The organism is Aeromonas sp. 600479, from assembly GCF_049175515.1.
Classification (GTDB): domain Bacteria; phylum Pseudomonadota; class Gammaproteobacteria; order Enterobacterales; family Aeromonadaceae; genus Aeromonas; species Aeromonas veronii_A.
Window position 1 is genome coordinate 42,139 of the sequence record NZ_JAAKVF010000011.1, and the last position, 14,575, is coordinate 56,713.

The 14,575-nt window shown below is 58.0% G+C and carries 15 protein-coding genes; 9 read left to right on the forward strand and 6 right to left on the reverse strand.

What is annotated here, in order from left to right:
- Window positions 1–29: 29 nt before the first annotated feature.
- Complete coding sequence (locus G5149_RS12670; RefSeq protein WP_005341129.1) at window positions 30–1,232, reverse strand: acetate kinase; 1,203 nt, start codon at window positions 1,230–1,232, stop codon at window positions 30–32.
- A gap of 304 nt (window positions 1,233–1,536) precedes the next feature.
- Between G5149_RS12670 and yfbV the strand changes: the two genes are divergently transcribed.
- A complete protein-coding gene (yfbV, locus tag G5149_RS12675; protein ID WP_043851809.1) occupies window positions 1,537–1,977 on the forward strand; it encodes a terminus macrodomain insulation protein YfbV in 441 nt (146 codons plus the stop codon).
- A 58-nt stretch (window positions 1,978–2,035) separates the two neighbouring features.
- Here yfbV and G5149_RS12680 read toward each other — a convergent pair whose 3' ends face one another.
- The 3 genes from G5149_RS12680 to G5149_RS12690 all read right to left on the reverse strand — a co-directional run bounded on the left by G5149_RS12680 (window position 2,036) and on the right by G5149_RS12690 (window position 3,722).
- On the reverse strand, window positions 2,036–2,536 hold the full coding sequence (locus G5149_RS12680; RefSeq protein WP_421212535.1) for a YfbU family protein: 501 nt from the start codon (window positions 2,534–2,536) through the stop codon (window positions 2,036–2,038).
- Between the two features lie 163 nt (window positions 2,537–2,699).
- Window positions 2,700–3,164, reverse strand: a complete 465-nt coding sequence (gene bcp / locus G5149_RS12685) for a thioredoxin-dependent thiol peroxidase (RefSeq protein ID WP_337073357.1) — start codon at window positions 3,162–3,164, stop codon at window positions 2,700–2,702.
- A 24-nt stretch (window positions 3,165–3,188) separates the two neighbouring features.
- Window positions 3,189–3,722, reverse strand: a complete 534-nt coding sequence (locus G5149_RS12690; protein WP_005349229.1) for a glycine cleavage system protein R — start codon at window positions 3,720–3,722, stop codon at window positions 3,189–3,191.
- 205 nt (window positions 3,723–3,927) lie between these two features.
- On the opposite strand from G5149_RS12690, the gene dapA reads away from it, so the two are divergent.
- From dapA to G5149_RS12705, 3 genes are all read left to right on the forward strand, one after another.
- Window positions 3,928–4,815, forward strand: a complete 888-nt coding sequence (gene dapA / locus G5149_RS12695) for a 4-hydroxy-tetrahydrodipicolinate synthase (RefSeq protein ID WP_139410839.1) — start codon at window positions 3,928–3,930, stop codon at window positions 4,813–4,815.
- Window positions 4,808–5,935, forward strand: a complete 1,128-nt coding sequence (gene bamC, locus G5149_RS12700) for an outer membrane protein assembly factor BamC (RefSeq protein ID WP_421212536.1) — start codon at window positions 4,808–4,810, stop codon at window positions 5,933–5,935. Before dapA ends, bamC begins: the two co-directional genes overlap by 8 nt.
- A 167-nt stretch (window positions 5,936–6,102) precedes the next feature.
- Window positions 6,103–7,206: a phosphoribosylaminoimidazolesuccinocarboxamide synthase gene (locus tag G5149_RS12705; protein WP_421212537.1), complete on the forward strand. Its 1,104-nt coding sequence runs from the start codon at window positions 6,103–6,105 to the stop codon at window positions 7,204–7,206.
- Between the two features lie 128 nt (window positions 7,207–7,334).
- On the opposite strand, the gene G5149_RS12710 is transcribed toward G5149_RS12705, so the two are convergent.
- Window positions 7,335–7,937 carry a short chain dehydrogenase gene (locus G5149_RS12710; protein WP_421212538.1) on the reverse strand — a complete coding sequence of 201 codons (603 nt, stop codon included), beginning with the start codon at window positions 7,935–7,937 and terminating at the stop codon, window positions 7,335–7,337.
- Window positions 7,938–8,034: 97 nt separating this feature from the next.
- Between G5149_RS12710 and G5149_RS12715 the strand changes: the two genes are divergently transcribed.
- From G5149_RS12715 to G5149_RS12730, 4 genes are all read left to right on the forward strand, one after another.
- The gene (locus G5149_RS12715; protein WP_421212608.1) at window positions 8,035–8,934 is read left to right on the forward strand and encodes a LysR family transcriptional regulator; all 900 of its coding nucleotides are present in this window, start codon (window positions 8,035–8,037) and stop codon (window positions 8,932–8,934) included.
- A gap of 71 nt (window positions 8,935–9,005) precedes the next feature.
- Window positions 9,006–9,647, forward strand: coding sequence for a DUF2057 domain-containing protein (locus G5149_RS12720; protein WP_421212539.1), 642 nt, complete (start codon window positions 9,006–9,008; stop codon window positions 9,645–9,647).
- Window positions 9,648–9,721: 74 nt separating this feature from the next.
- Window positions 9,722–10,168 (forward strand): HIT domain-containing protein, encoded by a 447-nt coding sequence (locus tag G5149_RS12725; protein WP_421212540.1) that lies wholly within the window; start codon window positions 9,722–9,724, stop codon window positions 10,166–10,168.
- An 89-nt stretch (window positions 10,169–10,257) separates the two neighbouring features.
- Complete coding sequence (locus tag G5149_RS12730; protein WP_216980166.1) at window positions 10,258–10,959, forward strand: DUF3334 family protein; 702 nt, start codon at window positions 10,258–10,260, stop codon at window positions 10,957–10,959.
- A 65-nt stretch (window positions 10,960–11,024) separates the two neighbouring features.
- Here the strand turns inward: G5149_RS12730 and G5149_RS12735 are convergent, their stop codons facing one another.
- Complete coding sequence (locus G5149_RS12735; protein WP_421212541.1) at window positions 11,025–12,011, reverse strand: DUF2860 family protein; 987 nt, start codon at window positions 12,009–12,011, stop codon at window positions 11,025–11,027.
- A gap of 204 nt (window positions 12,012–12,215) precedes the next feature.
- Here G5149_RS12735 and arcB point away from each other — a divergent pair, with 204 nt between their 5' ends.
- A complete protein-coding gene (gene arcB, locus G5149_RS12740) occupies window positions 12,216–14,528 on the forward strand; it encodes an aerobic respiration two-component sensor histidine kinase ArcB (protein WP_216980168.1) in 2,313 nt (770 codons plus the stop codon).
- Window positions 14,529–14,575: the final 47 nt, after the last annotated feature.

Here is a 14,575-nt window from a genome sequence, read left to right on the forward strand (position 1 = left end):
CTGTGGGCGGCCTCGAGTTACTGCGTCAATTAAGCGCCGACCAGTTCCAGCGCGTCGTGGGCGATGACCCACTCTTCGTTGGTCGGGATAACCAGAGCCTTGGTAGAACCAGCCTTGGTGATCTCGCCACCCTTGCCGAAACGAGCCTTCAGGTTGGCGTCGTGATCAACGTCAAAGCCCAGCAGACCCAGCTTGTTCAGGGTGATTTCACGGATCGGGGCGGAGTTTTCACCGATACCACCGGTGAAAACAACGGCGTCCAGACGACCGTCCATGGCGGCAGCGTAGGCGCCGATGTACTTGGCCAGGCGATAGCAGTAAACGTCCATAGCACGCTTGGCTTCTTCTTTGCTGTCGTAGTTGTCTTCAACGAAACGGCAGTCGGAGGTGACTTCGGTCAGACCCAGCAGGCCGGACTCTTTGGTCAGCATGGTGTTGATATCGGCCACGCTCATGCCCAGCTTGTCGTGCAGGAAGAAGATGATGGCCGGGTCCAGATCGCCGGAGCGGGTACCCATGACCAGACCTTCCAGCGGAGTCAGACCCATGGAGGTATCAACAGATTTGCCGTTCTTGATGGCGCAGACGGAACCGCCGTTGCCCAGGTGGCAGTTGATGATGTTCAGCTCTTCAACCGGCTTGTTCAGCTGCTTGGCAGCTTCCAGGCTGATGTAGTAGTGGCTGGTGCCGTGAGCGCCGTAGCGACGGATGCCGTTCTCTTTGTAGAGCTTGTACGGCAGCGCATACAGGAAGGCTTCTTCCGGCATGGACTGGTGGAACGCGGTATCGAATACGGCCACGTTCTTGTCAGCCAGCGCCGGGAATACGCGGCGGGCTTCACGGATACCGATCAGGTGAGCCGGGTTGTGCAGCGGTGCGTACGGAACGGCGGCTTCGATGCCGGCGATCACGTCGTCACAGATAACGACGGAAGAGGTGAAGCGCTCACCGCCGTGAACAACACGGTGACCGATGGCGATCAGGTTCTTGGACAGTTCCGGATTGAGCGGCAGGATCTTGTTGACGATGAAGTCCAGCGCTTCCTGGTGAGCGGCACCCGCGCCCAGATCGGCACTGCCTTTCTCGCCATTCAGTTTCCACTTGATGCGGGCGTCGTCGAGGTTGAAGCACTCGGCCAGGCCGGACAGCAGGTCATCACCGGTGGTTGCGTCAATGACGGCAAACTTCAGGGAAGAGCTGCCACAGTTAAGAACAAGAACCAGCTTACTCATGAATAAATCCTATCGCAGATTGGGTTGTGTAGGCGGATGCGTTGGACGCGGTGCGACCAAAAACTTTCAACTTATCCTTATGAGGGTTGGCAATCTGTTGCTTGCCCCTTGTATAGTGATACAAGACCCGAAATCCAGACGTCCCTGACAGGTCAATAGCAAGAAGCTTTTGACGCAAAAATGGGCGTACAAAGGATAACCCGATTGTTGAAAAATAACAAAGTCATCCTCAACCTTTGTTACTTTGCATCAAATTTTGTCGAGGTTTTGCCGTTAGTACGTTCAAAAAGCGCTCGGAGGTAGTATGAGCATGAACATTTTTGGAACTAAGTTACAGCAAGGCCGCCATTATATGACGCTTTGGCCGCGCCGTCCCGAGCTCAATTCGATGTTTCCTGAAAATCGGGTGATCAAGGCGACCGAGTTCGCCCTCAAGGTGATCCCCGCGCTGGCGGTGCTGAGCGTGATGTTGCAGTTCCAGTTTGGGGAGCAGCACTACTGGCCTTCAGTCATCACTTCCGTGCTGTTTCTGCTCAGTTTGCCGCTGCAAGGTTATTACTGGCTCGGCCAGCGCGCCGACACCCGCTTGCCCCCGTCGCTGGCGAGCTGGTATCGGGAGATCAACGGCAAGATGAACGAGCAGGGTGGCCGTCGTCAGCTGGTGTCACAGCCGCGCTATGAAGAGCTGGCCGATACCCTCAAGGCCGCCTTCCAGCAGCTCGATAAATCCTTTCTCTACGAATAACCCGTATCAGATGCAAAAAGGCGCCAGTGGCGCCTTTTTGTTGCGGTCGGTGTGTGGATCAGGCCGCCAGCACCTTGCGGATCTCCTGGATGGAGAGCTTGTACTGACGTGGACACTGACGCCACACCTGCAGCATCCGCTGGTACTTGTCGCGCATGGCGATGTCGCTGGAGAGCTCGTCGCACGGGCACTTGAGCTCGGGGAAGCGCTTGTCCACCTCCAGCAGGAAGCAGACGTAGTCAGCCAGCTCACTCTCTTGGCTGCGGCTGTAGCCGTTGAACTCCAGACGGCTGGCGTTGATCTCGCCCTGATCGGCGGCATCCAGATTACCCCATGAGATGGCCAGTGCGTGGTGCAGCTCCAGGGTGTCGATTACCTCCTGGCAGGTCGCCAGATCCAGATGGCCGAAGCTCTTCTCCAGCTCGAGGATCTGCAGGCAGTAGCCGCGCTCGATGATGGTGCTTGCGCGCTGGTAGGCGTCCGCTTTCTCCGGATTGAGTTTCGCCAGAATTTCGTACTGGTTGCTCAGGATCAAACGCTCAGTGTTGCTCATGTTCATGGGATATCTCGCTGGAATATGATTCTTGGGTCACGTTAACCCATATATAAAATGAATTTTTTGATCTGGGCGGGGGAGTTGGTGAGAAAAATCCACTGGCAAGGGCTTGCTGGCCAGACAAAAAAGGCCTGCATGGCAGGCCTTTCAATGACGCAGGGGAGGGTTATCCCTTGAGGAAATCCAGTACCACCTGATGGTGATCGCTGGTTTTGAACTTGTCGAAGTGGTGGGCAATCTTGCCCTCTTCATCGATCAGGAAGCTCTGACGGTGAATGCCGTCATACTCTTTGCCCATGAATTTCTTCGGGCCCCAGACGCCAAAAGCATCGGCGACGGCGTGGTCTTCATCGGCCAGCAGGGTGAAGTTGAGCTGGTCCCGCTCTTCGAACTTTTTCAGCCGTTTGGCCGGATCCGGGCTGATGCCAAGCACCACCACATTGAGGGCGGCCAGCTCGGCGTTCACATCGCGCAGGCCGCAGGCCTGGGTGGTGCAGCCGGGGGTCATTGCCTTGGGATAGAAATAGACCAGCACCTTCTTGCCGCGCAGGCCAGCGAGGCTGACCTGATTACCATTCTGGTCGGGCAGGGAGAAATCGGGGGCGGGGCTGCCAGCTTGTAGTGGTTGCATGGGGTCTCCTCGGGTAAAACGCCCTCAGGCGTGTTTGCGATTGACGATAAACTCGAACGATTCGGCACCCAGTTGACGACAGAATTCGGCGAAGGCGGTTTGCGAACCTTCCACTTCACCCTCTCTGGCCAGATTGAGCTGAAAACTGATCTTCAGCAGGTTGAATGGCTGCTGCTCCAGGGTCATGGATTGCATCGCCTGAATGTTCCAGCCATGTTCGCTGAAGAACTGGGTGCACTGGCTTACGATGCCGGGCTCGTCGCGGATCAACAGGTCGGCACTGGCGCGGACGTCATACTGCAGGGACTGGTGGCGCTCGGTGCGTTTCATCATGGTGATGAGATCCCACTCCTGGCTACGCAGGGGCAGGCTGATTTCGAGTTGCATCATGCTGTTCCAGTCGCCCGAGAGCAGCATGATAAAGGTAAATTCATTGCCGAAGATGCCAAGGCGGCTGTCCACAATGTTGCAACCACAGCCACTGACGTGGCGGGTCACTTCATTGACGATGCCAGGCCTGTCCGTGCCGATGGCCGTTACGACCAGGTAGTGAGTCATAAATCTTCTCTCGTCCGTTATTTCGTTGCGAAAGCCGCGCTGGCAAGCCAACCCTCCGGCCCTGATGACCACTCCCTGAGGGACGCTGCCGACTTTCGTCCATTACTTTTTGTTCCGGATGGTATCACGGCTTGCCCCCTCTCTCCCTTGTTTTTCAAAGGGGTCAGCTTTACCATTACGCCCCTGAAAATCGGGAGAAAAGTCCATGTTACGCGGTAGTATTGTTGCGCTCGTTACCCCCATGCTGGCTTCAGGTGAAGTCGATTGGGCCAGTCTGGCCAAACTGGTCGACTATCATGTCAGCGCCGGGACCTGCGCCATTGTTGCGGTGGGTACCACAGGGGAATCGGTGACCCTGAGCGAGCAGGAGCATATCGCCGTCGTTGAAAAGACCGTTGAGTATGCCGCCGGACGCATTCCCGTCATCGCCGGTTGCGGCTCCAACAATACTGCCCATGCCATTGAATTGGCAAAGCGACTGGCCAAAACCGGCGTGGTGGCGGGTCTCTCGGTGACTCCTTACTACAACAAGCCCACTCAGGAAGGTCTCTATCGCCACTATTGTGCGATCGCCGAGGCTAGTGGTCTGCCCCAAATTCTTTATAATGTGCCCGGTCGCACCTGTTGCGATCTCAAACCGGAGACCGTGGCCCGTCTGGCCAAGGTTCCCGGCATTATCGGTTTGAAAGAGGCAACCGGCGATTTGAGCCGCACCCCGCTGCTGCGCGAGCTGTGCGGGCCGGAGTTTGCTCTCTACAGTGGCGACGATGCCACTGGTTGTGATTTTATGCTGCAAGGTGGCGATGGCGTGATTTCGGTCACCACCAATATTGCAGCGGCCCAGATGGCCGACATGTGTCGTGCTGCGCTGGCCGGTGATGCCGGGCAGGCGCATGACATCAACAATCTCTTGATGCCGTTGCACAAGACTCTGTTCTGCGAACCGAGCCCCACCCCGGTGAAATGGGCCTGTGCCCAACTGGGGTTGATTGCAACAGCCACCTTGCGCCTGCCGCTGGTTGACCTCACCCCCGAGGGCGAACAGCTGATGGCGCGAGCACTGACCACAGCGGAGTTGATGGCGAGTGTTTAAATCTAATGGAAAGGGAAATAGAGCCCGTCTGGTGCTGAGCGTTGCGACTGTGGCCGTATTGGCCGGTTGCAGCACCCCCCAGGATCGCAAAATGGCCAACCGCGACTTCGGTTATGAAGATGCCCGCCTCGAGGGCCGCGCGTTCTTGATCCCCGCAGGATTGAGTGCCCCCACCTTCAACAGCCAGTACGACATCCCGCCGCTTCCCGAGAGCAGCCGTGAAGGTGCCCTAGGCGCCCAGGTCGATGTGCGCCCGCCAGCCCAGCTGCTGACCGTGGTACCGGGCAGCCAGGTGGTGCAGAGCGCAACCGAACCGACCGTTGCCTTCTATGCCCTGAGCACCAGCCAGAGCGTGGAGCGCGATACCTGGTCGTTCCTGATGAACTTCCTGGCCAAATACAAGGTCACCACCGAGAAGCTGGATCAGCAGGATGGCGTATTGCAGACCGGCTGGTTTGACAACACAGTCGCCCTCGATGGCTGGGGCGAAGATGACGAAGACTTCAAAATCCGTCAGCGTTACCAGTTCACCGTGCGCAGCGATGCCCAGCGCCACGCCGTCAATATGTCGGTCCGGGTACTGGATCACGAAGAGACCATCGACGGCGAGACCAGCAACAAGCTGACCCCTGCCGATGCCCAGCGCTATGCCGCGCGAGTGCTGAACCAGTTCTCTCTCTATTACGACAGCCAGCTGAAAGCCCGCGAGCAGCACAAGTCCAACGATGGCATGGGTCTGCAACTGGGTCTGGACAACAACGAGCTGAGCGCCTGGATTGCCGAAGGTTCCTTTGATCAGGTGTGGCGTCGCCTTAATCAGGTACTGCCTGCTTACGGTTTCACCATCAAGGATACCCAGCAGTCTCTGGGCTGGATCGACGTCGAGTACGAAGAGCCGGATGCCGAGTTCTGGAAGGCGAAAGGGAGCGAGCCGTTCAAACTGGAGGAGGAGAAATACCGCTTCCAGCTTGGTGAAATGGCGGGAGGCAAGACCTCCATCACCCTGTTCGACAAGGACAAGAAGCCGGTATCGTCCGGGGTTATCTCCCAGATGTATATCAGCCTGTCCGAGGCGTTCGCCAAGGGGCTGGCCGATCAGGCAGCAGCAAAAGCAGAATAAATACAGGGGCCTTGTGCCCCTGTTTTGTTATCAAAATCCCCCTGAAAACGCGGGGATTCCGAGCGGTTTTCGATGATGCGAGCCCCCTTGCCAGCCGTTGCAAACAGAGCGCGCAGGTGAGGGACTCGCGATGTTTACCCCCCCACAAACAGGAAGTGTTATTAGCCATGAGTCTTGCAGATCAAGTATTGGCGGTGAATGACGATTTACCGATCCGTACCGATAAACCTGTCCATTCCGGCAAAGTGCGCAGCGTCTACTGGTTGACCCCCGAAGACAGTGCCCGGCTCATAAAAGAGAAAGGCTATGATGTGCCAGCCGATGCGCCCCTCGCCCTCATGGTGATCAGCGATCGCATCTCGGCCTTCGATTGCATCTGGCAAGGTGTGGATGGCCTGAACGGCGTACCGGGCAAAGGGGCTGCGCTCAATGCCATCTCCAGCCACTGGTTCAAGCTGTTCAAGGAGAAGGGGCTGGCCGACAGCCACATTCTGGATATTCCGCACCCCTTCGTCTGGATCGTGCAAAAAGCTCGTCCGGTGATGATCGAGGCGATTGCCCGCCAGTACATCACCGGCTCCATGTGGCGTGCCTACAAGGATGGCGAGCGCGAGTTCTGCGGCATCACCCTGCCGGAAGGGCTGAAAAAGGATCAGAAACTGCCGGAGATCCTCATCACGCCCTCCACCAAGGGCGTGCTGAAAGGGCTGGACGGCGTGCCGGAAGCCGATGACGTCAACGTTTCCCGTGCCGATATCGAGCGCCACTACAAGGGCTTCAACTTCAGCAAACCGGTTGACATCGACCGTTACGAAGTGCTGCTCAAAGAGGGCTTCAACGTCATCAGCGACGCGCTGGCTGGGCTGGATCAGATCTTCGTCGATACCAAGTTCGAGTTTGGTTACGTCCACGATGCGGCAGGCAACGAGAAGCTGATCTACATGGACGAAGTGGGTACTCCCGACAGCTCCCGTATCTGGGATGGCGCGGCCCTGCGCGACGGCCAGATTGTCGAGAAGTCTAAAGAGGGTTTCCGTCAGTGGCTGCTCAACCACTTCCCGGATCCGGACATCCTGCTCAACAAGAACCGCATGCCGGAACGTTTTGCCCTTGCCCGCGACAACAAGCTGCCGACCGAAGTGATGATGGATATCTCCAACACCTATGTCGGGATCGCCGAGAAGATCATCGGCCACAAGCTGGCGCGTTCTGCCAATCCCAAGCAGGAGATCATCGAGGTGCTGCGCGAGCAGTACGGTCTGATCGACTAAGGGTTGCTCTCTTTTTTTGTCGCCAACAAACAAACGTTTGCTGGCAGCAAAGGAAAGATGCAAATAAACAGACGGGCCCCATTGCGGGGCCCGTTTTTATTGCTGGTCTGGCGGTTAGCGGGCGGCGATCAGCCGTTCACTCTGAACACCTGACCGGTCTGGATGCCCAACACCGACTTTTTGTAAGCCTGCGCTACCTTGGAGGCGGGCACCGGCACGAACCCCGGGAAGAAGTCGGCGTATTTGTCCATCGACTCCTCCAGCACGGTAGGGCTCACCACGTTGATGCGAAGGCCTCTTGGCAGCTCGCAGGCGGCCGCTTTCACAAAGTGATCGATGGCGCCATTGACGGTGCTGGCGCTCACGCCCCAGTTGATCGGCTCCTCGCTCAGAATACCGCTGATCAAAGTGATGGAACCCTTGTCAGTCAGATAGGGGATGGCGGCGCGGGTCAGGTTGATCTGGCCCATCAGCTTGCTCTCCAGTCCCACCTGCCACTGTTCGTCGGTCATCTCGGTCAGGCCGTTGAAGGCCACGCTGCCGCTGGCGACAACCAGTGCATCAAACTGGCCCACCTGGGCAAACAGCGCCTTGATGGAGGCGGGATCGCGCATGTCGACCGTGGCATCGCCACGACTGTGGCCGACCCGGATCACCTGATGATCTTTGGCAAGCAGTTCACTGACCGCGGAGCCGACGGTGCCGGAGGCACCCACAATCACAATTTTCATCTGCATCACTCCTGGTTGGGATGTATCGATTCTAGCGCAACAGAAAATGCGAAAAAGCGCGTAAAATAAACCCATTGTTTCCATATTGGAGCTAATGATGGATATCGCCCATCTGGCCAGCTTTTACGAGGTGGTGCTGCGCGGCAGTTTCTCGGCTGCGGCCGATACGCTGGGGGTCAGCAAAGGGATGTTGAGCCGCCACGTCAGCGCGCTGGAGACTTCCCTCAATGCGCAACTGTTGCAGCGTACCACCCGCCGCCTCAGCCTGACCGAGGCGGGCAAGACCCTCTACCAGCAGGCGGGGGAGATCTTCGCGCTGGCGCGGCAAGCGGAGCAGGATATTCAGGCGCTGACCGAAGAGGATGGCGGTCGGCTGCGTTTTACCTGCCCGGTCAGTACCGGCGATCGTATGGTGAGCGAGCTGCTGACCAGCTTTGCCGCGCTTTGCCCGGGAGTGGAGGTGGAGCTCAACTTCACCAACCAGATGGTCGACATGAGCCAGGGGGAGAACGACATCGCCCTGCGCGCCATGAGCGAGGTGCCGGACAATCTGGTGGCCCTGCCGCTGGGGCGGCTCAAGGATGTGGTGGTGGCGAGCCCCGCACTGGTGGCGCGCGAGGGGCGTCCCGCCACTCCCTATGAGCTGAGCGGGCGCAGCTGCATGTTGCAGGGGCACAATCCGGCTTGGGAGCAGTGGCACTTTATCCGTGAGGGGGAAGAGGCCCACATTCTGGTGCAGGGCAAGGTGCGAGCCAACCACTACAGCACAGTGCTGCAATTGGCGCGCGCCGGTATGGGCTATGCCAAGTGCCCGCTGATGCTGGTGGAATCGCAGCTGACGGCAGGGGAGCTGGTGACCGTGCTTGACGAATGGCAGAGCGGGCTGCATCAGCTCCATGTACTGCATGCCCAGCAGCGGCGAGTGCCGCGCAAGATCCGACTGTTCAAGCAGGTGCTGGCCCAGTGGTTTGCCGAGCGACCCCACTACCTGCTCTGAGCGGCGTTATTTTTCTGTCATCTTCGGCTGCTACCCTGCGCCCATCATCGGCATCAGGAAGATCAGCGGGAATGAAGAACAATAGAGGGTTGACCGGGTTTGTGCTGCTCTGTGCAGTGTTGGGGGCCGGCAGTGTGCAGGCCATGGTGGAAGTGAAGGTGCCGGAGAATTTCCGCATCCTCGCGGTGAGCAACGGTACCTTGCAAGACGAGCAGCATGCCACCCTGGCGGATGGCGAGCAGCAACTGCTGGTGCGCTTCGAGGGGGTGATCCCCAGTCGCAGCAGCAGCGAGAATGATCGGCAGGTACGCTCCGAGCCGCAGGTGGTGCGCTATCAGGGCAGCAATCAGCATTTGCAGCTGACGGCCAGCGTACCGGGAGACGAGCGGGGGATGCAGACGTATGCCAAGGCTCCTGTGGTAGCGCTGCAGGAGAATGGCCGCGCGCTTGCCATCCTGCAGGATGTGCTGGTGACCAGCGGCATGCTGCTTGGGGTGGATTGGAACGGCAAACTGGCTGAATACAACCGCAGCGGCGGCAAGGCGGCGCTGACGGCCGTTGCTGTGACTACACAACCAACAGCTACGCTATCCGGTGGGGGGCAACCCGTTGTGGCAGCCAGCGAGCTGGAAGGGCAGTTGCAGCAGCTGTTCCTCAAGGCAGATCCGGCCCTGCGCAAGCGCTTTATCGGTTGGGCCGTGCCACAGCTTTAAGTTTTCTGCCCGTTGCAGTAACGTGGACACTCCTTTTTTCAGGCGCTCTGTTCATCGTACTCAACGAGGTTTTCATGTTTGAATTGCATTCACGCCTGCAGGCAGATACCCAGTGGCTCGGTGATCTGCCGCTTTGTCGAGTCCTGCTGGCCAAAGATAGTCAGTACCCCTGGCTCATTCTGGTGCCGCGTGTGGTCAATTTGCGCGAGATCCATCACCTGGCACCGGAGCAGCAGCAGCAGCTGATGCAGGAGTCTTGTGCCATCGCAGCCCTGATGGAACACTCCCTCAGCCCGGACAAGATCAACATAGGGGCGCTGGGTAATCTGGTACCGCAGTTGCATATTCACCATGTTGCCCGTTTCGCCACAGACCCCGCTTGGCCCGGTCCCATCTGGGGGGCTCATCCAGCCGTACCTTATGAATTAGACCTCCTGGTGCAGCAGGCCGACAGATGGCGTGATCGGCTCGCCAAGCTGAGTGGTTTCACCCCTGCGGCTACTGACAACGGCGTCAACTGAGAGCTGTGTCGCTATTTCAGTCTGTGGGCCGCGCCATCTGTTAGAGTTATGGTATAGATCATCCCATTTTCGATGTGCAGGAAGGTCCCATGATAGTGACAAGAGCCGACGATGATGCCGTATTGACCACAGAGGATGTATTACTGAGTCTGTGTCATTCGGTAACGGATGTATTGAGTGCGGCCACCCAGAGTCAGGTGCGTTTTTCCGGTATGGTGCAGCGGATCAGCAAGACCTGCCTCAAGCCGGATATCGGTTGTTTCGTGCTGTTCGATGGCGGCTTCTCGGGGTTGGTGGTGATCAATTTCTCTGCCGCAGCCGCCATGGAGCTTTATGAGAGCTACATGCTGAGCATGGGACTCTCCAAGGAGGATCTTGCCATCTCCCATACTTCTGACGAGGTGAGCAACGTGATGGGCGAGCTGATGAACCAGATCGTTGGCAGCTTTACCGTCAAGGTGGGCCGTGATCTGCAGACTCACATCACCCAGAACCAGCCCAAGATGCTGGCCCTCAACAAGCAGGTGATGCTGAGCGTCGATACCAATCTCGACAGTCCGGAGTCCCGACGCGTGACCTTCTTCACCGCCCGCAACAACATCTTCTATCTGGAGCTGGCGATGGACAAGACCGAGTTCATCCGCATCCACAATGAGGGGATGGAGCATGAGGAGCTGGATCCTGATGCCCTGATCGCTCAGGCCAAACAGGATGCGACCAAACCGGCACCGGCAGCCGCTGCACCTGCCAGTAATGATCACGATGATCTGCTCGACTCCCTCGGGATCTGACGGGCGACAAGCAGATAGCAACAAGGCCACTCAGGTGGCCTTGTTCTTTTCCAGTGGGTGGCGGGTTAGAAGTTGTAGAGCAGACCGGTATTGAACACCATGGATTCGGAGTCGTAGAAGTCGATATCTGAATCGGATTTGGCATAGCCAGCGGTAAAGGTTGCCGAGAGCGGCGCGATACCGAACAGGCGGTGCCAGAAGAAGGTGCCGGTCAGGGCAAACTCGTCGGAGTCGGCATTTTGGCCAAAGATCGGGTTGGCCTCATCATATTTGGTCTGACCCAGATAGAGGTTGCTGACGAAGGACCATTGGGATGCCCGCTTGCCGTAGGTCAACTGGAGGCCGTTGCTCTTGTAGCTCTGGGCGCTGCCGTCCAGATCGGCCTGACGGTGAATGAAAGCCGGTTCCAGCACCTGGCCGGGTGCCAGCTGCCATTTGTAGGAGAAATCCAGGGCGTGGATCTTGCCGTTGCGATCCAGCTTGGCCGCTGTGTCGGCGCCATACTGGCTGCCACTGCGTTCCTCATCGACTTCGATGTTGCGGGTGGTCAGGCTGCCATTGAAGTTGCTACCCCAGATGTTGTCCCAGGCGAAGCGAACCCCTTTTGACTTGATATCGGTGGATTGGCGATCGACGCCTACGGCGAAAGGATCGCTCCACTGTTCGGTTGGCATGGCATTGAAGACCACGGAGCCAGCCACGATACCCTTGTCGCTCATCTCCTGGCGGATACCGAGCTGCTGGGTGAAGTCGAAACGGATGGCATCCTGGGTCAGGTTACCGAGGAAGACCTGGGTGCGGGTATCGGCAAAGGTATAACGGATATCAGCGTTGAGCAGCGGGGCGACGGCGGAACTGCTCTCGGCACTGCCCAGCCCGCCCAGTCGACGGTTTTCGTCATCACCGCTGTAAAAGTTGGATTCGTAATTGATGACATTGACTCCGCCAAGCAGGAAACCAGACCAGCCCGATTCGTTGGGAATGGTTCCCAAATCCGCATATGCACTATTTGCAGCCAGCAGGCCCAGACCAAGCAGGGTGGTGTTGCGCATCAGATAACTCCTGAATTAAACGTGTTTAAATTGACGGGTGGATGATTATAGGGGGCCACCCTTAATGGCAACTGACAGAATTTCATCAAATATCCTAACTCACTCATTTTACACGGCGAATCGTTAATTAATTGTGCGAGATAAGAAGAGTTCAATTCTCTGTGCTGGTATTCTGTTCGCGAATATCGGGGAGAAAATAACAAGATGAAGCAGATTAAATCCTGGGCGCAATATTACGTCGACCTGATGACCAAGCTGGGACTGGTGCGATTCAGCATGTTTCTGGCGGCCGGCATCATAGTGCTGGCGGTCGCCATCCAGATGGGGGTAACCCTGTTTCTGCGCGGCAATATCGATGTGATCGACTTCGTGCGTTCGGTCTTCTTTGGCCTGTTGGTGACCCCCTGGGCGGTCTATTTTCTCTCCATCGTGGTGGATCAGCTGGAGGATTCCCGTCAGCGACTGAGCCGGATGGTGCGCAAGCTGCAAGATATGCGTGAGCGGGATCTGGAGCTTAACAGCCAGTTGCAGGAGAACATCAGTCGCCTCAATGCCCAGATTGCCGAGACCAACCGGGCCGAGAGCCTGCGTTTGCAGGCCATTGAAGATCTCGAAAACGAGGTGTTCCAGCGGGAGAAAGCTCAGCTCCATCTGGGGGAGCGTACCGCTCTGCTGCGCTCTTTTATCGACTGTTCCCCGGATCTGGTCTACTACCGCAACGAGGATGAGCAGTTCTCTGGCTGCAACCGCGCTATGGAGGAGCTGACTGGTAAGGCGGAGAGCGAGCTGATCGGTCTGACCCCGTTCGATGTTTATAAGCAGGAGATTGCCAACAAGGTGGTGGAGACCGACAAGCAGGTCTTTGCCAGCAACGAACCGCTCACCTACGAGCAGTGGCTGGAGTATCCCGATGGCCGCAAGGCCTACTTCGAGCTGCGCAAGGTGCCCTTCTTCGATCGCTTCGGCAAGCGGCTCGGTCTGCTCGGCTTTGGTCGCGACATCACCGAGCGCAAGCAGTATCAGGACAAACTGGAGAAGGCGAGTCGCGACAAGACCACCTTTATCTCCACCATCAGCCACGAGCTGCGGACCCCGCTCAACGGCATCGTGGGGTTGAGCCGGATGCTGATGGATACCCCCCTCGACCCGACCCAGCGCCAACAGCTCAAGACCATTCACCTGAGTGCGGTGACCCTGGGCAATATATTCAATGACATCATCGACTTGGACAAGCTCGACCGACGCCGTCTCGAGATAGCACCGACCCGTATCGACCTGCCCGCCTTCCTCGATGAGCTTGAGACCCTGTCGCGCATCCAGGCTGAGCAGAAGGGGCTCTATTTGCACTTCGATCGTGATGGCGAGATGCCACAATTTGTGATGGCCGACGGCACCCGGCTGCGTCAGGTGCTGTGGAATCTGGTGGGTAATGCGGTCAAGTTTACCGATGAGGGCGGCGTCACCGTGCGCTGCCTCTCTCACCCAGCCGACGAGCCCGGCAAGCTGGCCCTGCACTTCGAGGTGGAGGATACCGGTGTCGGTATCCCGCGTGCCCAGCAGGAGAAAATCTTCGCCATGTACTATCAGGTGCAGGGCAAGAAGCACGCCACCGGCACCGGCATTGGTCTTGCGGTCTCCCGTCAGCTGGTGCAGGCGATGGGCGGGCAGCTCTATGTGGACAGCGATCCGGGCGAAGGTTCCTGCTTCACCGCCGAGCTGGAGGTCGCTTGCGCCGAACCTGTGTTGCCGGAGCAAGAGGAGGAGATGCCATCCCTCGATATCCTGCTGGTGGAGGATGTGGAGCTCAACGTGACGGTGGCGTGTGCCCTGCTCAACAAGCTGGGTCATCAGGTGCAGGTGGCACGTGATGGTGCGCAGGCGCTGGCGATGGCCAATCCGGATGATTTTGACCTCATTTTGCTCGACATCCAGCTGCCGGACATGACCGGTTTCGATGTGGCTGAAAAGCTGCTGGCGCGTTATGGCGACAGCCTGCCGCCCATGGTGGCGCTCACCGCCAACTCCACCGGTGATCGCCAGTACTACCGGGATCACGGCATGCAGGATGTGATCAACAAGCCACTTGGCTCCAAAGCGGTGCGGGAGGTGATTGGTCACCTGTTTGCCGATCTCGCCGAGGATGAGGCGGATGAGCAGGCGGATGCGGGCAATCAGGATGCCCTGCTGGATATCCCCTTCCTCACTGATTATGCCGATACAGTGGGCAAGCCGGTGCTGCTCTCCAGCGTCGATCTGTTCGAGAAGATGATGCCGGACTACATGGCGGTGCTCGACTCCAACATGATTGCCAAGGATCAGGCGGGGGTGGTGGAGGAGGCCCACAAGATAAAAGGGGCGGCAGGCTCCATCGGCCTGCGCCGACTGCAGCAGACGGCCCAGCTGATCCAGAGCCCGGATCATCCCGCCTGGTGGGAAAACGTGGAAGACTGGATTGAGACGCTGCGCCGCGAATATCCCGGCGATATCGCCCGTCTGCGGCGCTGGTTGTTGTCTTGAGACTGGTGGTTGTCTTGAGTCTGAGGGAAGTTGCTGGCAAGGAGCTG